Origin of the sequence: Kitasatospora sp. NPDC059648 (genome assembly GCF_042734825.1) — a bacterium.
Taxonomy (GTDB): Bacteria; Actinomycetota; Actinomycetes; order Streptomycetales; family Streptomycetaceae; genus Kitasatospora.
This window is the reverse complement of the sequence record NZ_JBHWDU010000003.1, coordinates 86782-112992: the sequence shown is the minus strand read 5'-3', so window position 1 is coordinate 112992 and position 26211 is coordinate 86782. Positions and strand designations below refer to the sequence as shown.

22 protein-coding genes are annotated in these 26211 nt (G+C 73.6%); 15 read left to right on the top strand and 7 right to left on the bottom strand.

The genetic code is table 11. The features are described from left to right. Positions 1-525 precede the first annotated feature (525 nt). The 5 genes from ACFV1W_RS03275 to ACFV1W_RS03255 all read right to left on the bottom strand — a co-directional run bounded on the left by ACFV1W_RS03275 (position 526) and on the right by ACFV1W_RS03255 (position 7422). Positions 526-1488, bottom strand: a complete 963-nt coding sequence (locus ACFV1W_RS03275) for a Ppx/GppA family phosphatase (protein WP_380412613.1) — start codon at positions 1486-1488, stop codon at positions 526-528. A gap of 159 nt (positions 1489-1647) precedes the next feature. Beyond that, positions 1648-2505, bottom strand: a complete 858-nt coding sequence (locus ACFV1W_RS03270) for a glycerophosphodiester phosphodiesterase (protein ID WP_380412611.1) — start codon at positions 2503-2505, stop codon at positions 1648-1650. Between the two features lie 106 nt (positions 2506-2611). Then, positions 2612-3904 (bottom strand): SUKH-4 family immunity protein, encoded by a 1293-nt coding sequence (locus tag ACFV1W_RS03265; RefSeq protein WP_380412610.1) that lies wholly within the window; start codon positions 3902-3904, stop codon positions 2612-2614. Between the two features lie 184 nt (positions 3905-4088). After that, positions 4089-6941 carry a toxin glutamine deamidase domain-containing protein gene (locus tag ACFV1W_RS03260; RefSeq protein WP_380412608.1) on the bottom strand — a complete coding sequence of 951 codons (2853 nt, stop codon included), beginning with the start codon at positions 6939-6941 and terminating at the stop codon, positions 4089-4091. Between the two features lie 28 nt (positions 6942-6969). Beyond that, the gene (locus tag ACFV1W_RS03255; RefSeq protein ID WP_380412606.1) at positions 6970-7422 is read right to left on the bottom strand and encodes a hypothetical protein; all 453 of its coding nucleotides are present in this window, start codon (positions 7420-7422) and stop codon (positions 6970-6972) included. Positions 7423-7660: 238 nt separating this feature from the next. On the opposite strand from ACFV1W_RS03255, the gene ACFV1W_RS03250 reads away from it, so the two are divergent. Continuing rightward, entirely contained in the window at positions 7661-8476 is an 816-nt protein-coding gene (locus ACFV1W_RS03250; protein ID WP_380412816.1) for a hypothetical protein, read from the top strand. A gap of 22 nt (positions 8477-8498) precedes the next feature. Here the strand turns inward: ACFV1W_RS03250 and ACFV1W_RS03245 are convergent, their stop codons facing one another. Then, positions 8499-9668 (bottom strand): NADH-quinone oxidoreductase subunit D, encoded by a 1170-nt coding sequence (locus ACFV1W_RS03245; protein WP_380412604.1) that lies wholly within the window; start codon positions 9666-9668, stop codon positions 8499-8501. Further along, complete coding sequence (locus ACFV1W_RS03240) at positions 9665-10699, bottom strand: SAM-dependent methyltransferase (protein WP_380412602.1); 1035 nt, start codon at positions 10697-10699, stop codon at positions 9665-9667. Before ACFV1W_RS03240 ends, ACFV1W_RS03245 begins: the two co-directional genes overlap by 4 nt. 181 nt (positions 10700-10880) lie before the next feature. On the opposite strand from ACFV1W_RS03240, the gene ACFV1W_RS03235 reads away from it, so the two are divergent. The 14 genes from ACFV1W_RS03235 to ACFV1W_RS03170 all read left to right on the top strand — a co-directional run bounded on the left by ACFV1W_RS03235 (position 10881) and on the right by ACFV1W_RS03170 (position 26133). Continuing rightward, the gene (locus tag ACFV1W_RS03235; protein WP_380412814.1) at positions 10881-12074 is read left to right on the top strand and encodes a sensor histidine kinase; all 1194 of its coding nucleotides are present in this window, start codon (positions 10881-10883) and stop codon (positions 12072-12074) included. A gap of 26 nt (positions 12075-12100) precedes the next feature. Then, positions 12101-12790, top strand: coding sequence for a response regulator (locus tag ACFV1W_RS03230; RefSeq protein WP_380412600.1), 690 nt, complete (start codon positions 12101-12103; stop codon positions 12788-12790). Between the two features lie 73 nt (positions 12791-12863). After that, complete coding sequence (locus ACFV1W_RS03225; RefSeq protein WP_380412599.1) at positions 12864-13808, top strand: Rossmann-like and DUF2520 domain-containing protein; 945 nt, start codon at positions 12864-12866, stop codon at positions 13806-13808. Then, positions 13808-14713, top strand: coding sequence for a pantoate--beta-alanine ligase (gene panC / locus ACFV1W_RS03220; RefSeq protein ID WP_380412597.1), 906 nt, complete (start codon positions 13808-13810; stop codon positions 14711-14713). Before ACFV1W_RS03225 ends, panC begins: the two co-directional genes overlap by 1 nt. A gap of 42 nt (positions 14714-14755) precedes the next feature. Beyond that, the gene (gene panD, locus ACFV1W_RS03215) at positions 14756-15205 is read left to right on the top strand and encodes an aspartate 1-decarboxylase (RefSeq protein WP_380412595.1); all 450 of its coding nucleotides are present in this window, start codon (positions 14756-14758) and stop codon (positions 15203-15205) included. A gap of 15 nt (positions 15206-15220) precedes the next feature. Further along, complete coding sequence (locus tag ACFV1W_RS03210; RefSeq protein WP_380412593.1) at positions 15221-16918, top strand: L-aspartate oxidase; 1698 nt, start codon at positions 15221-15223, stop codon at positions 16916-16918. A 4-nt stretch (positions 16919-16922) separates the two neighbouring features. Beyond that, complete coding sequence (nadC, locus tag ACFV1W_RS03205) at positions 16923-17924, top strand: carboxylating nicotinate-nucleotide diphosphorylase (protein WP_380412592.1); 1002 nt, start codon at positions 16923-16925, stop codon at positions 17922-17924. A 59-nt stretch (positions 17925-17983) separates the two neighbouring features. Next, positions 17984-18769: a type III pantothenate kinase gene (locus tag ACFV1W_RS03200; protein WP_380412591.1), complete on the top strand. Its 786-nt coding sequence runs from the start codon at positions 17984-17986 to the stop codon at positions 18767-18769. Positions 18770-18852: 83 nt separating this feature from the next. Then, positions 18853-19602 carry a hypothetical protein gene (locus ACFV1W_RS03195; RefSeq protein ID WP_380412589.1) on the top strand — a complete coding sequence of 250 codons (750 nt, stop codon included), beginning with the start codon at positions 18853-18855 and terminating at the stop codon, positions 19600-19602. A 98-nt stretch (positions 19603-19700) separates the two neighbouring features. Continuing rightward, the gene (lysX, locus tag ACFV1W_RS03190; protein ID WP_380412588.1) at positions 19701-21257 is read left to right on the top strand and encodes a bifunctional lysylphosphatidylglycerol synthetase/lysine--tRNA ligase LysX; all 1557 of its coding nucleotides are present in this window, start codon (positions 19701-19703) and stop codon (positions 21255-21257) included. Positions 21258-21509: 252 nt separating this feature from the next. Next, positions 21510-21962: a BlaI/MecI/CopY family transcriptional regulator gene (locus tag ACFV1W_RS03185; protein WP_380412586.1), complete on the top strand. Its 453-nt coding sequence runs from the start codon at positions 21510-21512 to the stop codon at positions 21960-21962. 9 nt (positions 21963-21971) lie between these two features. Continuing rightward, positions 21972-22508, top strand: coding sequence for an amino-acid N-acetyltransferase (locus ACFV1W_RS03180; protein WP_380412584.1), 537 nt, complete (start codon positions 21972-21974; stop codon positions 22506-22508). 91 nt (positions 22509-22599) lie between these two features. Further along, a complete protein-coding gene (locus ACFV1W_RS03175; RefSeq protein WP_030284382.1) occupies positions 22600-22950 on the top strand; it encodes an Lsr2 family protein in 351 nt (116 codons plus the stop codon). A 663-nt stretch (positions 22951-23613) separates the two neighbouring features. Next, entirely contained in the window at positions 23614-26133 is a 2520-nt protein-coding gene (locus tag ACFV1W_RS03170; protein ID WP_380412582.1) for an ATP-dependent Clp protease ATP-binding subunit, read from the top strand. Positions 26134-26211 lie beyond the last annotated feature (78 nt).

Genomic DNA, 26211 nt, shown 5'->3' with positions numbered 1-26211 from the left:
GGGCGGCGTCGCGCTTGGCGGCCTTGACCGAGCGGACGGACTGGACGGCGGCCTTGGCGGCGCCGGCGGCCCGGGCGGTGCGGGTCTCCCTGGGCGGCTGCCGGGGGTGCTCGGGCCTCTTCGCGGCGGCCTTCTCGGCGGCCTTCCTCGCGGTGCGCTGGGCCGCCTTCACGACCTCGGAGGCCTTGGCGACCTTGGCCGACTTGGTCGACTTGGTGGCCTTGGCCGACTTGGTCGACTTGGCAGCCTTGGCCGACTTGGCAGCCTTGGCCGACTTGGCAGCCTTGGTGACCTTGGCTGCCTGCGCCGAAGCGGCGCCCTTGACCGCCTTGCCGAGGCGACCGCGCGGGCCCGTCGGCCGCGGCTGCCCGTCCGCTCCGGGAGCGCGGCCCTCCTGCGTTCCGTCCTCGCCCGCTGGTTGCACCACGGGAGACAGCGTAAGCGGAGCACACGCCGAACGGGGCGGGACGCCAGGCGGAGTGACCATCGGCACGCCGGGGCGGCGGCGCCCGGGGCGGCCCGCGGCTACGGGGTGAGCGCGGGCCGGCGCTCGGTGGTGCTGCCGTCCATGGCGTCCAGCTGGCGCAGGATGATGCCCTCGCGCAGCGCCCAGGGGCAGACGTCCAGCTCCTCCAGGCCGAACAGGTCCATCGCGGCGTCGGCGACCAGCGCCCCGGCCAGCAGCTGCTTGGCCCGGCCCTCGGAGACGCCGGGGATCTGCGCGCGTTCGGCGACGGTCATCGCGGACAGTCGCGGCAGCCAGGCGGAGAGCCCGCCGCGGGTGAGCCGCCGGTCGGCGTACGGGCCGGCGTCGGCGGGGGCGGCGCCGGTCATCCGGGCCAGCTGCTTGAAGGTCTTGGAGGTGGCGACGGCGTGCTGGGGCGGCCCGAGCCGGGAGATCTCGCCGACCACGTGGGCGATCTCGGCCCGGATGTGCCGTCTCAGTTCGCGCAGTTCGTCCGGGTCGGCGACGTCCCCGGGCAGCCAGCGGGCGGTCAGCCGGCCGGCGCCCAGCGGCAGGGAGCAGGCGACGTCCGGCTGCTCGTCCAGGCCGCAGGCGATCTCCAGCGAGCCGCCGCCGATGTCCAGGTTGAGCAGCCGGCCCGAGGACCAGCCGAACCAGCGGCGGACGGCGAGGAAGGTGAGCCGGGCCTCGTCCTGCCCGGAGAGCACCCGCAGTTCGACCCCGGTCTCGTCGGCGACCCGGCGCAGCACCTGCTCGCCGTTGGCGGCCTCGCGCACGGCGGAGGTGGCGAACGGCAGGATGTCGACCACGCCCTTGTCCTCGGCGACCCGCAGCGAGGAGGCGATGTGCCCGACCAGCCGCTCGACCCCGGCCTCGCTTATCGCGCCGGACTCGTCCAGCAGCTCGGCCAGGCGCAGTTCGGCCTTGTGCGAGTAGGCGGCGAGCGGGGCGGCACCCGGATGGGCGTCCACCACGAGGAAGTGGACCGTGTTGGAACCTACGTCGAGCACACCGAGTCGCATAACTCTCCACGCTACGCGATTCGGGCGTCGAGGTGATCGGTTGTGTCGGTCTTCACGCTGGCCCCGGTCGTTCCCGTCCGCCCCCGAACGTTCCGGGTGCGATCCGCGGCTCTCGCCCGGCGCCCGTCGTCCGGTGCCCCGTCGTCCGACGCTCGTCGCTCAGTGGCCGCGGGGTCCGGCCCGGCGCTCGGTGCGGCAGTTGGCGTCCACCCAGCGGCGGGCCGGGCCCGGGGTGTCGGTGATCAGGCCGTCGGCGTCCCGGGCGGTCATCAGCTGCCAGGCCTCCTCGCCGTCCAGGGTCCAGACGTAGACCTCGCGTCCGGCCTTGCGCTCGGCGGCGATCCGGGCCGCGGTGGCCAGGCCGGTGTCCAGGGCTATGCCGCTCAGCCTCAGGTCCTTCGGGTCCTCGGCGATCCCTCCGCTCTGGATCAGCACCACCGGCAGGGCTGGCGCCACGGTGTGGGCCTGGCGCAGGTGGTCGACCGAGAAGGAGTAGAGGACGACGTGGGCCTTGCTGCTGGCCGCGATCCGGGCGATCCGGGCGACGTCCTCGGGGCGCTGCCACTTGATCTCCATCAGCAGCGTGGCGCTGCTCCCGGAGAGCCGCTTGAGCAGTTCCTCCAGGGTCGGGACGGGCTGGGCCGGGCCCGGGCCGACGGTCACCCGCAGGGCGGCGACCTGGGCGGCGGTCAGATCGGCGACGGCGCCCTTGCCGTTGGTGGTGCGGTCCACGGTGGGGTCGTGCATCAGCACCGGGACGCCGTCCCGGGTGGTCTGGACGTCGGTCTCCAGCCAGTCGGCGCCCTGGTCGAGGGCGGTCTCGAAGGAGGCCATGGTGTTCTCGGGCACGTTGTACGGCGCACCCCGGTGGCCGATCACCACCGGGGACGCGCACACCGCCGCCACGGCGGCAGAACGGGCCTGCAGGGCGGGGCCGCCGCCCGCGGCGCAGCCGGCGGCCAGGACCGCGAGCGCGGCGAGGACGGCCGTACGGGCGGCGCGGGGCGGGGCGGTCACGGCTCGGTGCTCCAGCTGCTGCTCGGTTCTGCTTCCACGGTCATCTGATCGTTCTGACAGCTCCGCGGCGGTGTCCGGTTCCCGGCGCCGCCCGCCCGAGGTCGGATCAGAGCAGACCGTCCCACAACTGTTCCACGATGACGGCCCACCAGTTCTCCGGATCGCCGTAGACCGTACCGTCCAGCTCCGCCAGCCCCCGCTGCAGGGCGTCCACCGCCGCGCCCGCGGCCGCCGGGTCCAGCCCGCGCAGGGTCGGCCACCAGCTGGCGAACAGCTCCAGGCAGCGGACGAAGGCGCGCAGGTCAGCGGTGCAGTGGCGGGCCGTCCCGTAGTCGGGGTCGACCGCCCGGACGGCGCCCGACCCGGTGTCCAGGGTGATCAGCGCCCAGCCGTCGGTGCCCAGCACCAGCTGCCCGGCGAACGCCGACCGCTCCCGTTCGGCCACCCGGGTGCCGCGGCCGAGCGCCGCGAGGTGCGGGGCGAGCGGCGGCAGGACGGTGCCCGGGCGGGAGCCGTCCGCGATCGCCTCGGCCCCCGGGTGGTGCAGCGCGAAGAACCCGTCCACCCCCTTCGGCACACCGGCGGACAGCAGCAGCGCGGCCGCGTCCCCGGGCAGCTCCGCACGCGCCGTGTCCGCCGGACCGAAGCGCTGCACGCCCGCCTGGCCGAAGCGCCGGACCAGCCGCTCCGCCAGGGCGGCGTCGGGCTCCCCCGGCAGCGGCGCCACCGCGCGCGGGAACGGCACCCGGTTGCGCCGCGGCCCGTCCGGCGGGGCGGGCAACTCCCGTACGGCGGCCGCCCGGTGGTCGGAGCGCGGGCCGTACGGCAGCTCGAACTCCAGCCGGACGTGCGGCAGTTCGGCGGCCAGCGCGTACGACCAGTAACCGCCGGGCAGCGCGCTCAGCCGAAGATCGGTCCGCACCGCCAGCACGTCCTCGGCCGGGACGCCCTGCTCGCGCAGCCACCACCAGCCGCGCAGCGCCGGGTGCGGCAGCCCGGGGGCCGAACGCAGTGCCAGCGTGTGGGTCTCGCCGGTGCCGTCCCGGTAGGCCAGCTCCGCCCGGGCACCCCGGCCGGTGGCCGGCGGCCTGGTCGGGTCGTAGCCGCCCGCGCCCACGAAGTCCCGGTAGAGCCCGACCACTTCGTCCACCGGCACCGAGGGCCACACCGTGAACCGCCCGCTCTCCCGGTCCACCACGGCACACGCGGCCCCCACCTCCCCCGGCGCCCGCCGCTCCCCGCTGCGCGGATCCACCTCCACCCGCGGCGGCTCCGCCCACACCACCCACCCGAGCTCGAACTCGTGCGCGCACACCCGCCGCACCGCCCCGGCCCCCTGCGGCAGATCCCCGTTGATCCACCGATGCCCGGCCTCCACCGCCTGCGCCCGCGAGATCACCCGTCCACCCCCGTCATCGATTCGGACCCCACCATCATCCAGCCCCCGCCGGCTACCAGCGGAGTCCGCCGGAGGAGGACACCGGTGCCGGTCCCGTCCGACGAGGACCTCCGGAGGAAGGGCGAGCCTTGTCCCCCCGCAGGAGTGGACTGATCGAAGCGCCGTGGCACGGGCGGTTCGCCAGTCACCCGGCCGCCATCAGGTCCAGGGGGCGGCCCTCCGGAGTGAGGGCGATGGCCCAGAGACCCTGGGTGGCGGGGTGGAGGGGATCGGGGCTGCGGCGGGCGAGCTGGTGGTCGAGGTAGGTGACGGTGTCCTGGTGGTTCACGGCGTTCCAGGCGTGGGAGCGGCCGTAGGCGTCGAGGGTGAGGAGGACGGCCTGGGCGCCGTGGCCGGCCCGCCGGAGTTCCTCGGCGAGGCGGGTGAAGGCCTGGCCGCCGTCGCCGAGGTCGCGGAAGGGCGCTCCGAGTTCGCGTTCGGCGCGGTCGCGGCCGCCGCGTTCGCCGGCGTCGCCCTCGGTGGGGATGCGCGGGGCCGCGCAGGTGGGGCGGCCCGTGTAGGTGTCGACGGCGGAGAGGGCGATCTCCAGGCTGTTGTTGGCCCGTCCGGATTCGCGGTAGCCGCCCGCGTTGACGGCTTCGGGCCAGCCGCCGACGGCCGGGTCGGGGTGGCGGAGCGGCAGGCCGTCCTCGTCGCGCGGCACCCGGCGTTCCAGTTCGGCCTGGTGCTCGGGGTCGACCGGGCCGAGGCCGCCGGGCAGGCCGTACGGGCGGCTGTCCGCGATGGTGCGCAGCCGGGGTTCCGGCCCCTCGGCGAGCGGGCCGCGCCGGGCGCGCAGGGCGAGTTGGAGGGCCATGGCGTGGGCGGTGGCGACCGGAACCGCGCCCCAGGCGAGGGTCGGGTCGGCGAGGGCGGCGGCGGTGTCCCGGCGGCGGCCGTCGGCGTGGTGCGGCTCGGGCCGGCCGAGGACGGGGGCGGTCCCGACGATCGGCGGCTCGACCGGAGCCGGGGACGGGGCGGGAGCCGGAGCCGGGGCAGCCGGGCCGGGGGTGGCGCCCACCGGTGTGCGGGGCACGCCGGGGCGGGGCTCGCCGCCGGGCTGGGGCCCGCCGGCCACGGGGGCGCCGACGGCCGGGGAACCGGCGCCGGGCGTGCCCGCGCCGACGCCGCCCCCGACACCGCCACCGACACCGCCGCCACCGACACCGCTGCCGAAGGGCGCGGCCACGTGCGCCGGGGACCCACCGCCGGCCGCCAGCGGGCCGGGCCCGACGCTGCCCACGGCACCGACCGTGCCCACCCCCTGGTAGCCGCCCGAGTAGGCCGGGGACCCGAACTGCCCGGGCACGCCGACCACCCCGACCGTCCGGACGGCCGGCGGCGCGTCCGGCGCCGGGCCGTACCCGGAGCCGTACCCGGGCCCCGGCCCGTACGAGGGACCGCCGCCGGCCGGCGGCGCGGCGGGCGCGGGCGGCGCGCTCACCGAGTCGGTCCGTACGGTCACCGGCACGCTGCCGCCCCCGCCGCCCCCGTGGTGGCCGGGCGCCTGGAGGGGGTAGTCCCCGTCGGACCAGCTCGCCGCCGCCGCTGCACCGCCCTGGTGCGCGGCCGCCCGTACCGACGGCCCGTCGTCCCGCGCGGGCGGCGACCAGTCGGCGGCGGCCGTCACGGCCCGGTGCGAGCCGCCGTAGGAGGGGCCCGACGTCGTGGCCGGCGCGGCGGCGGCCACCGGATCGGCCGCCGGGGCCGGAACGGCGGAGGAGAGCGTGGACGGGACCGCCGAGGGGTCCGGGACGGAATCCACGGCGGGGAACGGGGCGGAGAGCACGGACGGGACCGCCGTCGGGCCCACCGGCGGCACCACGGCCGATGCCGCCACCGCACCCGGCGCCTTGGGATCGACCGCGGCCTCGCGCGGGCCGGTGAGGTCGGCGAGCGGCAGCCCGTGCAGGTCCTTCAGGTCCTTGCCCTGCTGGTCGGTGAGCACCGGCTGCCCGTGCCCGTCCAGCCGGACGGCCAGGTCGGCCACCCCGACCACCGGCTTGCCGTCCGGCCCGGTGACGACGAGCAGCCCGGCGGCGTCGGCCACCGGGGTGCCGTCGGAGCGCAGGATGACCGGCTTGCCGTCGGGGCCGAGGACGGGCTGCCCCTGGCCGTCGAGCTTGACGCTGAGCCCCGGCACGCCGACCAGCGGCTTGCCGGCCTGCCCGGCGAGGACGACCAGCCCGGTGCCGTCCCGGCCGAGCACGCCGGGCTCGCCGAGGGCGGCGGGCAGTCCGGCGGCGAGCGGGTCGAAGCCGCCCTTGGTGCGGTAGGAGGCGGTGGTGACGCCGGCGCCGGACGCGGTGCCGAGCCGCAGCAGGACGACGGCGGCCGGCTCCTTGAGCGCGTCGGCCAGGGCGTCCTTCATGCCGCGGCCGAGTTCGGTGAGCAGCCCCGCGATCTTCAGCGCGGCGGTCTCCACCGCGACGGCCTCGACGCCCGCGGCGACCTGGGTGGTGGCCGCGTTCTTCACGCCGTTCGCGAAGCCCGCGACGGACTTCTCCAGCCCGCCGAAGACCCCGGTCTGCCCGGTCTGCCCGGTCTGCCCGGTCTGCGCGCTCTGCCCGGCGTTCGCGGCGACCGCGGCCGCGGTCCGCTGGACCTCCGCGGCCTGCTCCTGGGCCTGCTTGAGTTCGGCGGCCAGGTTCTGCAGGGTCGCGATGATCTCGGCCTTGCAGCCGTCGACGGCCCGGGCAGCGGCGTCGAAGGCGGTGGCGACCAGCCCCACGGCTGCATGGGCGTCCTGCAGGTGGCCCTTGCCGCCGTCGCTGTACGTCCGCCAGTACGCCGTGAACGCGTCGACGGCACGGCCGGAGTTGTCGGCGGCCACCCGCTGGACGGACTCCCCGCCGCGGCGGGTGATCCGGTCCGCCTCGGCGGCGAACTCCCGCCAGTGCACGGCCGCTCCGCGCAGGGCCTCCTCGTCGGCCTGCGGCCACGGGTGGCCGGTCCTGGCCAGGAGCGGGACCAGTTCCTCGGGCAGTTTCCGGGACATGCGCTTCTCCCCCTTCGAGCCGGGCCGTTCAGACCGACATGTCCTGGGGGACGGCCGGTGCCGCCCCCGGGGTTGCCCCGGTGCCCGAATACACCGCCGGCCGGGCGACGGAAGCCGGCGTGCCGGCCGTGCGGGCCGGGCTCCCCCCGAAGCCGTCCGCCGTCGAGGTGTCGGTGTCCGTGGTCCGTTCCGCCATCGCGTGCAACCCGCCGCCGACCTGTCCGACCTGGCCGGCCAACGCCCGCAGCCCGCCGAGCAGTTCACCGTGCGCAGGGCCGTACACTGCGGCGAAGGCACTGCCCGGCTGGTCGGCGCCCCAGGGCACGCCGAGCGCGGCGAGGCCCTTCTCCAGGGTGCTCACGGCCTTGCCGAGCTCGCGCCCGAGCTTCTCGAACTCCCGCCCCTCGCCGTGCAGTTCCCACGGCTTGATGGCGAACGCGCCGCTCCCGCCGTCGGACGCCCCGGTGCTGCCGCCTGCCATCCCCGTACCTCCCCGTCAGCGGACTGGCCGCCATCCTAGGCACCCGCCCGGCCCGGCCCGCACGGGCAGCGGGACCTCTTCACCCCGCCTTCACTCCGTCCGGGGCCCGTCACCGACCGCGTCCACCCGCCCGTACGCGCCCGCGAAGCTCTACCCTTGCCGGGTGGCACCAGCAGAAACGTCCAAGAAGAAGGCCAAGGCGAAGCCCGAGGCCTCCCCCGCCCCCGTCGACCTCGCGATGCCGACCCTGCGCCGCGAGATCCCGCGCGACGAGGTCCCGCTCGACTTCCCGCGTGCCTGGGTCGAGTTCGCCGACCCTGCCGACGACGAGCAGGTCTTCCGCTGCGACCTCACCTGGCTGACCTCCCGCTGGTCCTGCGTCTTCGGCCAGGGCTGCCACGGCATCCGCGAGGGCCGCGGCGAGTCGGACGGCTGCTGCACGCTGGGCGCCCACTACTCGGACGAGGACGACGAGAAGCGCGTCCTGGGGCACGCGGCGCGGCTGACGCCCGAGCTGTGGGAGAACTTCGCCGAGGGCACCGACGCCAAGGGCCGGATCAGGTCGGACGGCGGCGTCACCATGCTGGACGAGGACGGCGACCGCCAGACCCGCCGGGTCAACGGCGCCTGCATCTTCGTGAACAGCCCCGGCTTCGCGGGCGGCGCCGGCTGCGCCCTGCACGCACTCGCCCTCAAGGAGGGCCGGGAGCCGCTGGAGACCAAGCCGGACGTGTGCTGGCAGCTGCCGATCCGCCGCACCTACGACTGGATCGACCGCCCCGACGACACCCGCTACCTCCAGGTCTCGATCGGCGAGTACGACCGCCGCGGCTGGGGCCCGGGCGGCCACGACCTGCACTGGTGGTGCACCGGCGCCCCGGCCGCCCACCAGGGCGCGGAGCCGGTGTACGTCAGCTACCGCCCCGAGCTCACCGAGCTGATGGGCAGGGAGGCGTACGAGGTGCTGGCCCGGCTGTGCGAGGAGCGGATCGCCACCAAGAGCGACCGCAAGGTGGCCCCGCACCCGGCGGACCCGGCCAGGAAGAAGAAGTAGCGCCCTGCTCGCCGGTGCCGGCCTACTTGTCGATGTCCCCGACCACGAAGAACATCGACCCCAGGATCGCCACCATGTCCGCCACCAGCGTCCCCGGCAGCAGCTCGGTCAGCGCCTGGACGTTGTTGAAGGACGCCGAGCGCAGCTTGAGCCGCCACGGCGTCTTGTCGCCGCGCGAGACCAGGTAGTAGCCGTTGATCCCGAGCGGGTTCTCGGTCCACGCGTAGGTGCTGCCCTCGGGTGCCTTGAGCACCTTGGGCAGCCGCTGGTTGACCGGCCCGGGCGGCAGGGCGGCGAGCTTGTCGAGGCAGGCGTCGGCGAGGTCCAGCGAGTTGAGGGTCTGCTCCAGCAGGCACTCGAAGCGGGCCAGGCAGTCGCCCTCCTCACGGGTGACCACGGTGAGCACCTGCCGCAGCTCCTCCGAGCCGTACGCGAGGTAGGGCTCGTCGCGGCGCAGGTCGAAGTCGAGGCCGCTGGCCCGGGCGATCGGGCCGCTGACCCCGTACGCCTCGGCCTGGGCCCTGGTGAGGACGCCGACGCCGGCGGTGCGGGCGCGGAAGATCTCGTTGCCGAGGACGAGGTCCTCGAAGACCGGCATCTGCGAGCGGACGGTGGAGACTGCGGTGCGGACCCGGCCGAGCCAGCCGGCCGGGAGGTCCTCCTTGAGGCCGCCGACCCGGTTGAACATGTAGTGCATCCGGCCGCCGGAGGCCTCCTCCAGCACGTGCTGGAGGTCCTCGCGGCCGGTGAACGCGTGGAAGATCGGGGTGATCCCGCCCAGTTCCAGCGGGTAGGAGCCGAGGAACATCAGGTGGTTGAGCACCCGGTTGAGCTCGGCGAGCAGGGTGCGGATCCACACCGCCCGCTCGGGGACCTCCATGCCGAGCATCCGCTCGACGCCGAGTACGACGCCGAGTTCGTTGGAGAAGGCGGAGAGCCAGTCGTGCCGGTTGGCCAGCATGATGATCTGCCGGTAGTCACGGGCCTCGAACAGCTTCTCCGCGCCCCGGTGCATGTAGCCGATCACCGGCTCGGCGGTGACGATCCGCTCGCCGTCCAGCAGCAGGCGCAGCCGCAGCACTCCGTGGGTGGCCGGGTGCTGCGGGCCGATGTTGAGCACCATGTCGGTGGTGCCCGCCTCGCCGGTGAAGTTCTCGGCTCCCGCCCCGATGCCGACCGTGGTCTCCCTCATGACCCCAGAGTCTGCCATCCCGGCAGGGCCGCCAAGCTCCGCGCCCTCTCGAAGATCCCAGGGGGCGGCATGCGGACGGCCTGCAGGACCCACCCGAAGCCGCCCAGCCCCGCCGGGTCGGTGAGCTCGGCCCCCTCCCCCGCTCCGCCGAGCGCCCGCAGGTACGCCGCCGGGTCGGTGGAGGCGAGCGCCAGCGGCGGGCGCCCGCCGCTGACCCCGAGCGCGCGCAGGGCCTCGCGCTGGGTTGTCCACAGGCTGTGGAGACCGGGCACGCCGATCGCGTCCAGTGCGACGTGCGCGGTCACGTCGCAGGAGCCGTCCGGCACCGGGGCCACCTCCCGGCCGCCCCGGAAGCCGGTGAAGGTCCCGAACGGGGGCCGCCGCCCCGCCGTGTGCCCGTAGTCGACGGCGACGGCCAGTCCGCGCTCCAGCCCGGACACGGCCCGCGCCCAGGCGGCGTCCCGGGGCCCGCCGAACTCCACCACCTCCCCGGGCTCGGCGACCGGCCACCAGCGCTCGGCCCAGGCCGCGTCCGCCGCCGAGACCGGCTCGCCGAGGCGCTCCTCGCCGGTCACGGGGTCCACCTCCCGGTAGCGCAGCACCCCGTCCCCGTCCACCTCCCCGGCGTCCAGGGGCACGTTGTCCAGCCACTCGTTGGCGAACAGCAGCCCGGTCACCCCGCGCGGCGGCTCCGTCGTCCACAGGGCTGTGGACGGAAGGCCCTCGGGCCGCCGGGCGAGCTCCACGCCGTACGGGCGCAGCCGGGCGAGCACCTCGGCGGGCAGTTCGGCCAGCACGCCGGTCAGCAGTTCGCCGCGCCCGGCCCCGACGTCGACCAGAGCCAGCTCCTCCGGACGGCCGAGGGCCTCGTCAACCTCAAGCAGCAGCCGGGCCACCGCACGGGCGAACCCGGGCGAGGCGTGCACCGAGGTGCGGAAGTGCCCGGCCGGGCCCTCCGGCCTGCGGTAGAAGCCGCCGTCCGGGTCGTACAGGGCCCGTTCCATGGCGGGCGCCCACCGCATCCAAGTCATGCGACGGACGTTACCGGGCCTCCGGCCCTCTCCGAGCGGAGCGGGGGCCTCCCGACCCGAACGGGCACGTCTCCGACCTACGGAGTAGGACGGATCGCCCTACCGGCGGACCTGGGCACCTCGCGCGACTGCCTAGGCTGGAGAGGTGCATCGACTCAACGCCTGGCTCCGCCGTCACCCCATGGTGGTCGACGCCGCCTGGGCGTCGATCGTGCTCTTCCTCGGCCTGCTGCCGGACAGCAACCTCCCCGACACCGGCTGGCGGCTCAAGTCCGCGATCCTCGTGGCGGTGCTGCTGCCGCTGCTGATGGTCTTCCGCCGGCGCTTCCCCGACGTCACCGTCGCCGCCGCGGCCGGTGTCGCCGTCGGCCAGGTGGCCGCCGACATCGACCCGGGCGCCTCGTCCATCGCCTACCTGGTCTTCGCCTACACCGGCGCCGCCTTCGGCCAGAGGTGGACCTCCCGGCTCGCGCTGCTCGCCGGGCTCTGCGCCGGGCCGCTGGTGTTCTGGCGGATGCACCTGGTGAAGACCTCCACGGACCACACCGGGATCTACGTCTCCCGCCCGTACGGCCTGGGCGAGGCGTTGCTGATCACCCTCCTGATGAGCACCCCGTTCATCCTCTGCTGGGCCTGGGGCCGGCTGACCCGGGTTCGCCGCGCCTACCTGACCGAGCTGGAGGACCGCGCGGCCCGGCTGGAGCGCGAGCGGGACGCCCAGTCCAAGGTGGCGGTCGCGGCCGAACGGGCCCGGATCGCCCGCGAGCTGCACGACGTGGTGGCGCACAACGTCTCGGTGATGATCGTCCAGGCCGACGGCGCCGCGTACGTGCTGGACAACTCCCCGCAGCAGGCGAAGGAGGCGCTCGGCACGATCGCCTCCACCGGACGGCAGGCCCTGGTCGAGATGCGCCGCCTGCTGGGCGTGCTGCGCACCGCCGACACCGCCGAGGAGTACGTCCCGCAGCCGGGCGTCGAGGAGCTTCCCGACCTCCTGGAGCAGGTCCGCACGGCCGGGCTGACGGTGGACTACGCGACGTCCGGGCACCCGCGGGAGCTGCCGCGCGGCGTCGAGCTGACGGTCTACCGGATCGTCCAGGAGGCCCTGACCAACGTCCGCAAGCACGGCGGCCCCGACGTCCACGCCCGGGTCGCGGTCGACTTCGGCGAACGCGAACTGGCCGTCCTGGTCGAGGACGACGGCCGCGGCAGCACCGACGAGCAACTGGCCGCCGGCGGCGCGGACGGTCTGGGCCACGGCCTGATCGGCATGCGCGAGCGGGTCGGCATGGTCAGCGGAAGCCTCGACGTGGGCCCCCGCCCCGGCGGCGGCTTCCGGATCCGCGCCGTCCTCCCGCTCAAGGCGGCGCACTAACCCCCCGTCCCCTGTTAGGAGCCACCTTGACCATCCGCGTGATGCTCGTCGACGACCAGGAGCTGCTGCGCACCGGCTTCCGGATGATCCTCCAGTCGCAGGGCGACATCGAGATCGCCGCCGAGGCCGGCGACGGCGCGCAGGCCATGGAGCTGCTGCGGCACACGCCGGTGGACGTGATCCTGATGGACGTCCGGATGCCTCGCCTGGACGGGGTGCAGGCGACCCGCCGGATCTGCCTGGCCGAGGACGGCAGCCCGCTGCCGAACGCCCCGCACGTGCTCATCCTCACCACCTTCGACCTGGACGAGTACGCCTTCGCCGCGCTGAAGGCCGGGGCCAGCGGCTTCCTGCTCAAGGACGTCCCGCCGACCGAGCTGGTGGCCGCGATCCGCGCGGTGCACGGCGGGGACGCCGTGGTCGCCCCGACCACCACCCGCCGGATGATCGACCGCTTCGCCGAGGTGCTGCCCACCCCGCAGAGCGCGCCCGGCTCGGACGTCCTCGGCCCGCTGACCGAGCGCGAGCGGGAGGTGTTCCTGCTGGTCGCCCAGGGGCTGTCGAACGGCGAGATCGCGGCCCGGCTCGTCCTCTCCGAGGCCACCGTGAAGACCCACGTCGGCCGGATCCTGGCCAAGCTGGGGCTGCGCGACCGGGTCCAGGCCGTGGTGCTGGCGTACGAGGCCGGACTGATCCGGGCCGGGGCGGCGGACTGACGCGCCCGTACACTGGGGCGGTACGTCCGGTACCCGTTGAGGACTGGAACGGTCATTCAGGACAAGGGTGGACATGGGTTCGTCCGACTTCGACGACTTCGGTGAGTTCGCACCGCTCGGTGACCCCGGCGACCCCGGCAACCGTCCCGCCCGGCTCGCGGTCGGCGTGATCGGCACCGGCCGGGTCGGTCCGGCGCTGGGCGCCGCGCTGCAGCTCGCCGGGCACACCGTGGTCGCGGCCTCCGGGGTGTCCGCCGCCTCCCGGCGCCGCGCCGACGCGCTGCTGCCGGGCGTGCGGATCGTCACCCCGCCGCAGGTCATGGCCGCCGCCGACCTGGTCCTGCTGACCGTCCCGGACGACGCGCTGGCCGACCTGGTGTCCGGCCTCGCCGCCACCGGCGCCGTCCGCCCCGGCCAGTTGCTGGTGCACACCTCCGGCGCGCACGGCGTCGGCATCCTGCAGCCCGCCACCCGGGCCGGGGCACTGCCGCTGGCCCTGCACCCGGCGATGACCTTCACCGGCACCTCCGTCGACCTGGCCCGGCTGGCCGGCTGCCCGTTCGGGGTGACCGCCCCCGAGGAGCTGCGGCCGGTCGCCGAGGCCCTGGTGGTGGAGATGGGCGGCGAACCCGAGTGGGTGCCCGAGGAGGTCCGCCCGCTCTACCACACCGCCCTCGCCCACGGCGCGAACCACCTGGTCACCCTGGTCGCCCAAGCCGTCGAGCTGCTGCGCACGGCCGGTGTCGCCGAGCCCGGCCGGATGCTCGGCCCGCTGCTCGGCGCCGCCCTGGACAACAGCCTGCGCTCCGGCGACGCGGCCCTCACCGGCCCGGTCGCCCGGGGCGACGCGGGCACCGTACGGCGCCACCTGGCGCAGCTCAGTACGGTGTCCCCGGACATCCCGGCGGCCTACCGCGCGATGGCCCGCGCCACCGCGCAGCGGGCGCTCGCCAACGGAACGATCGACGACGCGTCGGCGGCGGCGCTGCTGGACGTACTGAACGAGGAGAGGCAGTAATGGCACGCGGCAAGCAGCCGAACAAGCCCCAGCGGACGCCGAAGGTCCACCGGGCCGTCGTCACCCACACCGTGGACGACTTCGAGGCCGCGTTCTGGCCGGACGAGAGCCCGGTGGACAACGCCGTGGTGATGACCATGGGCGCGCTGCACGAGGGCCACGCCGCGCTGATCCGGGCCGCCCGCAAGCAGGTCGGCCGGGAGGGCCGGGTCGCGGTGACGGTCTTCGTCAACCCGCTGCAGTTCGGCCCGTCCGAGGACCTGGACCGCTACCCGCGCAGCCTCGACGCCGACGTGAAGCTGGCCGAGGAGAACGGCGCCGACGTGGTCTTCGCGCCGTCCGTCGAGGAGGTCTACCCGAACGGCGAGCCGCAGGTGCGCCTGGCGGCCGGCCCGATGGGCGACCGCTTCGAGGGCGCCACCCGCCCCGGCCACTTCGACGGCGTGCTGACCGTCGTCGCCAAGCTGCTGCACATCACCGACCCGGACTTCGCCTTCTTCGGCGAGAAGGACGCCCAGCAGCTGGCGGTCATCCAGCGGATGGTCGCCGACCTGGACTTCGACGTCGAGATCGTCGGCGTGCCGACCGTCCGCGAGGAGGACGGCCTGGCGCTGTCCTCGCGCAACCGCTACCTCTCCGAGGAGGAGCGCGACCACGCCCTCGCCCTGTCCCGGGCCCTGTTCGCCGGCCGGGATGTCGCCGCCCAGGGCCCGAAGGCCGTGCGCGAGGCCGCCTCGGCCGTCCTGGACGGCGCCGAGGGCGTCACCCTCGACTACCTCGCCCTGATCGACCCGCACGACTTCTCGGAGGCGGCGGACGACTTCCAGGGCGAGGCGGTGCTGGCCGTCGCCGCGAAGGTGGGCTCGACCCGCCTGATCGACAACGTCCGCATCATCGTCCGTTAGTCAGTACTCCCCCAGGCATGCACTCACAGGAGGCGTGACCACATGCTCCGCACCATGCTCAAGTCCAAGATCCACCGGGCCACCGTGACCCAGGCCGACCTGCACTACGTCGGCTCCGTGACGGTGGACGAGGACCTGCTCGACGCCGCCGACCTGCTCCCCGGCGAGCTGGTCCACATCGTCGACATCAACAACGGCGCCCGACTGGAGACCTACACCATCGCCGGTCCGCGCGGCACCGGCGTGATCGGCATCAACGGCGCCGCCGCCCGCCTGGTCCACCCGGGCGACCTGGTCATACTCATCGCCTACGGGCAGATGGACACGGCCGAGGCCAAGGGCTACGAGCCGAAGGTCGTCTTCGTGGACGAGCACAACCGGATCACCGGTCTCGGCGGGGACCCCGCCGAGGCCCAGGAGGGCACCGGCCTCCTCCGCGGCGACCAGGCGTACCGTGGCGAAGACGGCGCGGCCACCACGGCCACGCGCTGAAGGAGCCGCTGAGCCATGTCCGTTACCCACCGCCTCACCGCCCCGGCCCCCGGTTGGACCGCCACCACCGACGTGGTCGTGGTCGGCTCCGGGGTCGCCGGCCTCACCGTCGCCCTCAACGTCCGCAAGGCCGGCCTGCGAGCCATGGTGGTCACCAAGGCGGTGCTGGACGAGGGCTCGACCCGCTGGGCCCAGGGCGGCATCGCAGCCGCCCTGGGCGAGGGGGACACCCCCGAGCAGCACCTGGAAGACACCCTGGTGGCCGGCGCCGGGCTCTGCGACGAGGAGGCCGTCCGCACCCTGGTCACCGAGGGCCCGGACGCCGTCCGCCGGCTGATCGCCACCGGCGCCCTGTTCGACCGGGGCGAGGACGGCGAGATCCTGCTGACCCGCGAGGGCGGCCACCACCGCCGCCGGATCGCCCACGCGGGCGGGGACGCGACCGGCGCCGAGATATCGCGCGCCCTGGTCGCCGCCGTCCACACCACAGCGGCGACAGAGGCCCTGGCCGCGGGCGGGATCGAGCTGATCGAGCACGCGCTCGTCCTCGACCTGCTGACCGACGCCGAGGGCCACGCCGCCGGGCTGACCCTGCACGTGATGGGCGAGGGCCAGCGCGACGGCGTCGGCGCCGTCCGGGCCCGCGCGGTGGTGCTCGCCACCGGCGGCATGGGCCAGGTGTTCTCCGCCACCACCAACCCGGCGGTCTCCACCGGCGACGGCGTGGCCCTGGCGCTGCGGGCCGGCGCCGCCGTCACCGACCTGGAGTTCGTCCAGTTCCACCCCACCCCGCTGTGGGTCGGCCCGGACGCCGAGGGCCAGCTGCCGCTGATCTCCGAGGCCGTGCGCGGCGAGGGCGCCCACCTGGTGGACGCCGACGGCGTCCGCTTCATGCTCGGGCAGCACGAGCTGGCCGAACTGGCCCCGCGCGACATCGTCGCCAAGGCGATCACCCGGCGCATGCAGGAGCAGGGCGCCGACCACATGTTCCTGGACGGCCGGCACTTCGGCGCCGAGATGTGGGAGCACCGCTTCCCGACCATCCTCGCCACCTGCCGCGCGCACGGCGTCGACCCGGTCACCGAGCCGATCCCGATCGCCCCGGCCGCGCACTACGCCTCCGGCGGCGTCCGGACGGACCCGCGGGGCCGCACCAGCGTCCCGGGCCTGTACGCCTGCGGCGAGGTCGCCTGCACGGGGGTGCACGGCGCCAATCGGCTGGCCTCCAACTCGCTGCTGGAGGGTCTGGTCTTCGCCGAGCGGATCGCCGCCGACCTGGCCGACCGGCACGCGGCCGGCGAGCTGCCCGAGCGCACGGTGGACGTCGCCGCCGCCCGGGCCGCGCGGCCGGTGCCGCTGCCGCCGTCCGAGGCGCGGGCCGAGATCCAGCGGCTGATGTCGCGCGGAGCGGGCGTGCTGCGCTCGGCCGCCTCGATGGCCGACGCCGCGGCCGGGCTCGCCCTGATCGCCGAGCAGGCCCACTCGCACGTGGCCGAGGAGAAGCCGGCCGACCCCCGGGTGGAGACCTGGGAGGCCGCCAACCTGCTGCTGGTCGCCACCGCCCTGGTCGCGGCCGCCGCGCAGCGCGAGGAGACCCGCGGCTGCCACTGGCGCGAGGACTTCCCCGAGCGCGACGACGCCCACTGGCGCCGCCACCTGATCACCACCCTCGCCGCCTCCGGCGACCCCGTCAGCACCCCTGAGGAGCAGTAGAACCATGACCCACTCCCACGAGGAACTCCCCCTGGCCGACCTGGGCCCCTCCTCGCCGAAGGCGGGCGAGGAGGGCGGAGGCTGCGGCGACGGCTGTGCCTGCGGGGACGGCGAGGGCTACGAGACCGGCCTGGACCCGCAGCTCGCCGAGCTGCTGGAGCGGGCCGGGCTGGACCCGATCGAGGTCGAGGACATCGCCACCCTGGCGCTGGCCGAGGACCTGGCCGGCGGCGAGGACGTCACCTCGGTGGCCACCGTGCCCGCCGACGCCGTCGCGACCGCCGACTTCACCGCCCGCCAGGCGGGCGTGGTGGCCGGCCTGCGGGTCGCCGAGGCCGTCGTCTCGCTGGTCTGCGAGGAGGAGTTCGAGGTCGAGCGGCACGTCGAGGACGGCGACCGGGTGGAGGCCGGCCAGGTGCTGCTGTCGGTGCGCTCCCGCACCCGCGACCTGCTGACCGCCGAGCGCAGCGCGCTCAACCTGCTCTGCCACCTGTCCGGCATCGCCACCGCGACCCGGGCCTGGGCGGACGCCCTGCAGGGCACCGGCGCGGTCGTCCGCGACACCCGCAAGACCACCCCGGGCCTGCGCGCCCTGCAGAAGTTCGCGGTGCGCTGCGGCGGCGGTGCCAACCACCGGATGGCGCTCTCGGACGCCGCCCTGGTGAAGGACAACCACGTGGTGGCGGCGGGCGGCGTGGCCGAGGCCTTCCGGGCCGTCCGGGCCGCGTACCCGGAGCTGCCGGTCGAGGTCGAGGTGGACGCCCTGGAGCAGATCCCGCCGGTGCTGGACGCCGGGGCGGACCTGATCCTGCTGGACAACTTCACCGTCGAGCAGCTGAAGGAGGCCGTCGCGCTGGTGGCCGGCCGGGCGAAGCTGGAGGCCTCCGGCGGACTCACCCTGGCCAGCGCGCGCGAGGTCGCCCAGACTGGTGTCGACTACCTGGCCGTGGGCGCGCTGACCCACTCCTCGCCGATCCTGGACATCGGCCTGGACCTGCGCGCCTGACCGTCAGGTCGCGAGCAGTCCCTGCCCCGGCCCCGTCCCGTCTCGCAGAAAGCGTCCCCGTGCTCCTCACCATCGACGTCGGCAACACCCAGACCACGCTCGGCCTGTTCGACGGCGAGGAAGTGGTGGAACACTGGCGGATCTCCACCGATTCGCGCCGCACGGCCGACGAACTGGCGGTGCTGCTGCAGGGGTTGATGGGCAACCACACCGCGGCCCGGGACGCCGCGGTGGAGGGCCTGGCGATCTGCTCGTCCGTCCCCGCCGTGCTCCACGAGCTCCGCGAGGTGACCCGCCGCTACTACGGCGACGTCCCCGCGGTGATCGTGGAGCCCGGCGTGAAGACCGGGGTGCACGTCCTGATGGACAACCCCAAGGAGGTCGGCGCCGACCGGATCGTCAACGCGCTGGCCGCCAACCACCTCTACGGCGGCCCGTGCATCGTGGTCGACTTCGGCACCGCGACCACCTTCGACGCCGTCAACGCCCGCGGCGACTACGTCGGCGGCGCGATCGCCCCCGGCATCGAGATCTCCGTCGAGGCGCTCGGCGTCCGCGGCGCCCAGCTGCGCAAGATCGAGCTGGCCCGCCCGCGCAACGTGATCGGCAAGAACACCGTCGAGGGCATGCAGTCCGGCATCCTCTACGGCTTCGCCGGACAGGTCGACGGGCTGGTCGAGCGGATGGCCCGGGAGCTGGCCAAGGACCCGGACGACGTCCAGGTGATCGCCACCGGCGGCCTCGCGCCCCTGGTCCTCGGCGAGGCCACCACCATCGACGTCCACGAGCCCTGGCTGACCCTGATCGGCCTGCGCCTGGTGTACGAGCGCAACCGGCCCAGCTGACCGGCTCGTTCCGTCGGGCCGATCGTGCGGAATTCCGCGCGACGTTACCGACAAATCGGATATTCCTCACGTAGTGTCAGCCCATGCCTACGCCACACGGATCGCGCGGCGGCATGGCCTTCAGCGCCGACGAAGTCCGCGTGCTGCGCCGAGCCCTCGCCCAAGCCCTGCACCCCGCCGTCCCCTTCCACCTCCAGGGGCCCGACCGGACGGCGTTCGCCGGGCCGGGCGCCGAGTTGTGGGCGGAGGACGTCCAGGACGCCCTGCGCCTGACCGAGGCGATCGACGAGGCCGCCCAGGAGGGCGGCCGACTGCGCGCCTTCCTGCTGGCCGACCTCGGCCGCTACCGCTCCGCCCTGCCCGGAAGCGCCCCCGGCTACCTGGAGCGGCTGGAGGAGGCCGTCACCGACGGCTACCTGCCCGGTCCCGAGGACCTCAGCGCGCTGCGCGGGCTGACCCGCCAGCCCTGCGGCCACGGCGAACGGGCCCGCCGCTCCCGGCTGGCCGGACGCTGCCACGCGCTGGCCGAGGCCGCCGTGCGCGAACGGCTCGCCCTCGCCGCCGGTCCCCCGCGCCACCTGGTGGCCGTACCGAACCCCGCCGCACCCCCGAGCAGTCACCCCACCCCTGTAGGAGGACGGACCACGATGAGCAGCACCGACTCCCGGGACTCCCGCCCGGAGCAGCCCGCCGCCGCGCCGACGCCGCCCCGCCCGCACCGGATGCCCACCCCGGCCGAACTCTTCGGCCGCAGGCCCAAGCCCCCCGCCCGCCCGGCCGAGCCGGCCGAGGAGACCCCGGACGAGATCGAGCTGCGCACGGGCACCGGCTGACCCCGCCCGACCCCCGGAGGGGGAGGCCGCCGGCGCGGTCTCCCCCCTCGCGCTCATCCCGACGCGGAGCACGGTGTACGGCTGGCTACCCTTGTGGGGTGAGCGATCAGAGCGTGATTCCCGCGACCGACGACCTTCCCGAGCAGATGCGCGTCCGGCGCGAGAAGCTGGACCGGCTCCGGGCGGCCGGCGTCGACCCGTACCCGGTCGGCTTCCCCCGCACCAGCACCATCGCGGACCTGCGTGCCAAGCACCCGGACCTCGAACCCGACACCGCCACCGGCGAGCGCGTCGGCATCACCGGCCGGGTGATCCTCTCCCGCACCGGCGGCAAGCTCTGCTTCGCCACCCTGCGCGACGGCACCGGCGACCTCCAGGTGATGCTCTCCCTGGACAAGCTCGGCGCCGAGCGGCTGGCCGCCTGGAAGTCCGACATCGACCTCGGCGACCAGGTCGGCGTCGAGGGCGAGGTGATCACCTCCAAGCGCGGCGAGCTGTCGGTGATGGTGGACCGCTGGGAGCTCACCGCCAAGTGCCTGCGCCCGCTGCCGGACAAGCACAAGGGTCTGACGGACCCGGAGGCCCGGGTCCGCCAGCGCTACGTCGACCTGATCGTGAACCCCGAGGCCCGCGAGATCCTGCACCTGCGCAGCAAGGTCGTCCGCTCGATCCGCCGCACCTACGAGGACCGCGGCTACATCGAGGTCGAGACCCCGATGCTGCAGCCGGTGCACGGCGGCGCCAACGCCCGTCCGTTCAAGACGCACATCAACGCGTACGACATCGACCTCTACATGCGCATCGCCCCGGAGCTGTACCTCAAGCGGCTGGTGGTCGGCGGCGCCGAGAAGGTCTTCGAGATCAACCGCAACTTCCGCAACGAGGGCGCGGACTCCACCCACAACCCGGAGTTCACCTCGCTGGAGTCGTACGAGGCCTACGGCGACTACGACACCCAGGCCGAGCTGATCCGCGAGACGATCGTCAACGCCGCCCGGGACGCCCTGGGCACCACCGTGATCAGGGGCCTGGACCCGCACGGCGTGGAGCACGAGATCGACCTGGCCGAGCCGTGGGAGGAGGTCAGCGTCTACCCGGGCATCTCCGCCCACCTGGGCGTCGAGGTCACCCCGGAGACCACCGTCGAGGAGCTGCGCGAGCTGGCCACCGAGCACGGGATCCCGTTCGAGAAGAACTGGGGCCACGGTCAGATCGTGCTGGAGATGGTCGAGCGCCTGCTGGAGGAGAACGCCGTCCGGCCGACCTTCATCAAGGACTACCCGACCGAGGTCTCCCCGCTGACCCGCCAGCACCGCTCGATCGCCGGCGTGGCCGAGAAGTGGGACCTGGTGATCTTCGGCACCGAGATCGGCACCGCCTACTCCGAGCTGGTCGACCCGGTCGAGCAGCGCGCCCGACTCACCGCCCAGTCCCTGCTGGCCGCCGGCGGCGACGTCGAGGCGATGCAGCTGGACGAGGACTTCCTGCGCGCCCTGGAGTACGCGATGCCCCCGACCGGTGGCCTCGGCCTCGGCGTGGACCGCCTGATCATGCTGCTGACCGGCAAGAACATCCGGGAGACCGTGCTCTTCCCGCTGGTGAAGCCGGAGCCGAAGGCTACCGCCGCGACGGCGGAGAAGACCGAGGAGGAGTGACCTGATGGACTACGTCAGCGCGATCGTGCCGCCGCTGGTCATGGCGATCGGCTTCGGATTCCTGGTGCGGGCGATCATCCGCAGCCAGGGCGGGGCCCAGAAGGCCAAGGAAGACGTCGACTGATCGACTGACGCCGTCAGCCGCTCCCGGACGACCCGCGCGCCGCCATTCCCGATTCCCGAGGGTGGCGGCGCGCCGGTTTGGCGCACTTCACAAGATTTGCCCCATTCATTCCCTATCCTGGCCGCACTATGGTCCGGCAACTCGGCGAACTTGAGAACGCCATCATGACCCGGGTGTGGCGGTGGAACCGACCGGTGACGGTTCGCGAGGTTCTCCTGGATCTGCAGTCGGAACGCGAAATCGCGTACACCACGGTGATGACCGTCCTCGACAAGCTGCACAGAAAGGGCTGGCTGCGCCGCGAGCGGGCCGGCCGGGCCTATCGATATGAACCGGTCTCCTCGCGCGAGGCGTACACGGCGGCCCTGATGAACGACGCCTGGGCCACCAGTGACAATCCGGCCGCGGCCCTGGTGCACTTCTTCGGCCTGATGTCCCCCGAGCAACGCGAGGCGCTGCGGGACGCGTTGCGGGTGGCCGCACTGTTCCCGCCCGACCCACCCGGCGCGGAATCCGCCGAGGCCGGCCCGGATACCGGCGGAGCGGATACCGGGGAGACCGCGCCGGGCACGACGCGATAACGTCCCGCCATGGAGGTCACCATCCGCCGCGCGCGGACCACGGACGTTCGGGCCGTACGCGGGCTCATCGACGCCTACTCGCGCGACGGCATTCTGCTCGACAAGCCCACAGTCACACTGTTCGAATCCGTCCAGGAGTTCTGGGTGGCGGAACGCGACGACAACGGCACGGTGGTGGCCTGCGGCGCCCTGCACGTGATGTGGGAGGACCTCGCCGAGGTCCGCACGCTCGCGGTCGATCCGTCCTGCCGGGGCTTCGGGATCGGGCATCTGCTGCTGGAGAAGCTGGTGCAGACCGCGCGCTGGCTGGGCGTCCGTCGGATTTTCTGCTTGACGTTCGAGGTGCCGTTCTTCGCGAAACACGGTTTCGTCGAGATCGGCGAGGTTCAGGAAACCGATGATGGTACGACAGACCCGGCGGCGATCGCTACGGATGTCTATGAAGAACTCCTCCGCTCGTACGATGAAGGTGTCGCCGAGTTCCTTGACCTGGAGCGCGTGAAGCCCAACACACTGGGCAACTCGCGCATGCTGCTGCACCTCTGAGCGGCTCCGGACCGGTCAAGGGTTTGTGTTTTCCGGAGAAAGGCGCTTTCCTTTCCTTAGGCAATGGGTCGTTTAGCGGAAAGGGAAGCCCGTGGCACAGAGGGTGCAGGTCATTCTTGAAGACGATCTCGATGGCGGTTCGGCGGACGAGACGGTGACGTTCGCGCTCGACGGCGTTGCCTACGAGATCGACCTGAAGAGCGCCAACGCGGACAAGCTGCGCGGTCTGCTGGCGCCGTACGTGGAGAAGGGCCGCAAGCAGAGCGGCCGACTGGCGGGTGCCCGCCGCCCGGGCCGCGGCACCGCGGCGCGCCCGTCCGGCAGCGCTCCCGACACCGCGAAGATCCGCGCGTGGGCCAAGGAGCAGGGCATGGACGTCAACGACCGCGGCCGGGTGCCGAGCACCGTCCGCGAGGCCTACGACAAGGCCAACGCGTCCTGAACCCGGCGCCACCGGCCCGCCGGAGCGGACGCGGGGCCCCGGCGGCCGCGTACGGCACCGACGACACACGCGCGGGGCGCGGAGGGAACCCCTCCGCGCCCCGCGGTGCGCGCCCGGAGGGCCGCGCCACCGGCGCCGGGGCCCGTGCCGGAACCACCGGCCGGGGCGACGGGCTCGGGCGGCGGAACAATCACGAGCTGTGCAACGCTGTAGGAGCGAAGCGGCAACGCGGCCACCCCCGGGACGGCGTACGACCGACCCGGCTGCCGTCGAACCACCGTCACAGCGGCCCGACTTCTCGCCAGGCGAACACCGCCACCGCGGAAACTGCGCGAGAAGCGCCCCGATACCGGGTATGAATGCAGGTGGACGGGTTCTTCGGCCCGTCCAGGGGCAGCATGTACGGCCGGCCGAAGAGGATCCGGCTCCGCCCCGGCGGCTCTTGTTCGCCGATGGCGTAGCGGTTTCCGGTGCATCCGGCCCACCTGTGGGAACACCGATTCCCAGCATCAGGTTGGGATTGGTGTCGGCTGGTCGCGCAGCATCTCGCTCCTCTACCGGGGAGTGAATCCGTGGGCCGCGCCGCTGAGCGGGACTAGCATGCGGAAGGACAGGGCGGGGACGGACCCCGAACTGCCCGACCGCTCTGAGGAGCGATAAACGATGTTCGAGAGGTTCACCGACCGCGCGCGGCGGGTTGTCGTCCTGGCTCAGGAAGAAGCCCGGATGCTCAACCACAACTACATCGGCACCGAGCACATCCTCCTGGGTCTGATCCACGAGGGCGAGGGCGTCGCCGCCAAGGCCCTGGAGAGCCTCGGGATTTCTCTTGAGGCCGTACGCCAGCAGGTCGAGGAGATCATCGGCCAGGGCCAGCAGGCCCCGTCCGGTCACATTCCCTTCACCCCCCGGGCGAAGAAGGTGCTGGAGCTGTCGCTCCGGGAGGCCCTGCAGCTCGGCCACAACTACATCGGCACCGAGCACATCCTGCTCGGCCTGATCCGCGAGGGCGAGGGCGTCGCCGCCCAGGTCCTGGTCAAGCTGGGTGCCGACCTCAACCGGGTGCGCCAGCAGGTCATCCAGCTGCTCTCCGGCTACCAGACCGGCGGCGGCAAGGAGTCGGCCACGGCCGGCGGCCCTGCCGAGGGCACTCCGTCGACCTCGCTGGTCCTGGACCAGTTCGGGCGCAACCTGACCCAGGCCGCCCGCGAGGCCAAGCTCGACCCGGTCATCGGGCGCGAGAAGGAGATCGAGCGGGTCATGCAGGTGCTGTCCCGCCGCACCAAGAACAACCCCGTCCTGATCGGTGAGCCCGGCGTCGGCAAGACCGCCGTGGTCGAGGGCCTGGCGCAGGCGATCGTCAAGGGCGAGGTCCCGGAGACGCTCAAGGACAAGCAGCTCTACACGCTGGACCTGGGCGCCCTGGTGGCCGGCTCGCGCTACCGCGGTGACTTCGAGGAGCGCCTGAAGAAGGTGCTCAAGGAGATCCGCACCCGCGGCGACATCATCCTGTTCATCGACGAGCTGCACACCCTGGTCGGCGCGGGCGCCGCCGAGGGCGCCATCGACGCCGCCAGCATCCTCAAGCCGATGCTGGCCCGCGGCGAGCTGCAGACCATCGGTGCCACCACCCTGGACGAGTACCGCAAGCACCTGGAGAAGGACGCCGCGCTGGAGCGCCGCTTCCAGCCGATCCAGGTGGCGGAGCCCTCGCTGCCGCACACCATCGAGATCCTCAAGGGTCTGCGCGACCGCTACGAGGCCCACCACCGGGTCTCCATCACGGACGCCGCCCTGGTCGCCGCCGCCACCCTGGCCGACCGGTACATCTCGGACCGCTTCCTGCCGGACAAGGCGATCGACCTGATCGACGAGGCCGGCTCCCGGATGCGCATCCGCCGGATGACCGCGCCGCCGGACCTGCGCGAGTTCGACGAGAAGATCGCCGACGTGCGCCGCGAGAAGGAGAGCGCGATCGACGCGCAGGACTTCGAGAAGGCCGCGTCCCTGCGCGACGACGAGAAGCAGCTGCTGCAGGCCAAGGCCAAGCGCGAGAAGGAGTGGAAGGCCGGCGACATGGATGTCGTCGCGGAGGTCAACGAGGAGCTCATCGCCGAGGTCCTGGCCACCGCCACCGGCATCCCGGTCTTCAAGCTGACGGAGGAGGAGACCTCCCGGCTGCTGCGCATGGAGGACGAGCTGCACAAGCGCGTCATCGGCCAGAAGGACGCCATCAAGGCGCTCTCCCAGGCCATCCGGCGCACCCGTGCGGGCCTCAAGGACCCGAAGCGCCCCGGCGGTTCGTTCATCTTCGCCGGCCCGTCCGGCGTCGGTAAGACCGAGCTGTCCAAGACGCTCGCCGAGTTCCTCTTCGGCGACGAGGACGCGCTGATCGCGCTCGACATGTCCGAGTTCTCCGAGAAGCACACCGTCTCCCGGCTGTTCGGCTCCCCGCCCGGGTACGTGGGCTACGAGGAGGGCGGCCAGCTGACCGAGAAGGTCCGCCGCAAGCCGTTCTCGGTCGTCCTCTTCGACGAGGTCGAGAAGGCCCACCCGGACATCTTCAACTCGCTGCTGCAGATCCTGGAGGACGGTCGACTGACCGACTCCCAGGGCCGCGTGGTCGACTTCAAGAACACCGTCATCATCATGACGACCAACCTCGGCACCCGGGACATCTCCAAGGGCTTCAACCTGGGCTTCGCGGCCACGGGTGACACCCAGACCGGGTACGAGCGGATGAAGGCGAAGGTCGGCGAGGAGCTCAAGCAGCACTTCCGCCCCGAGTTCCTGAACCGCGTCGACGACATCGTGGTGTTCCACCAGCTGTCCGAGGACGACATCATCCAGATCGTCGACCTGATGATCGCCAAGGTGGACGAGCGGCTCAAGGACAAGGACATGGGCCTGGAGCTCAGCGTCGAGGCCAAGAAGCTGCTGGCCAAGCGCGGCTACGACCCGATCCTGGGTGCCCGTCCGCTGCGCCGCACCATCCAGCGCGAGATCGAGGACCACCTCTCCGAGAAGATCCTCTTCGGCGAGCTGCGGGCCGGCCACATCGTGGTCGTCGACGTGGAGGGCGAGGGCAAGGACGCCAAGTTCACCTTCCGCGGCGAGGAGAAGGCGGCCGTCGCGGACACCCCGGCCGCGGTCGCTTCGTCCGGCCCGGACCTGACGAAGTAAAAGCAACATTTAACAGACAACTTCACAGCCACCGAGCCCCCGGCCTCACGCCGGGGGCTCGGTGCGTTCCGCCTCCTC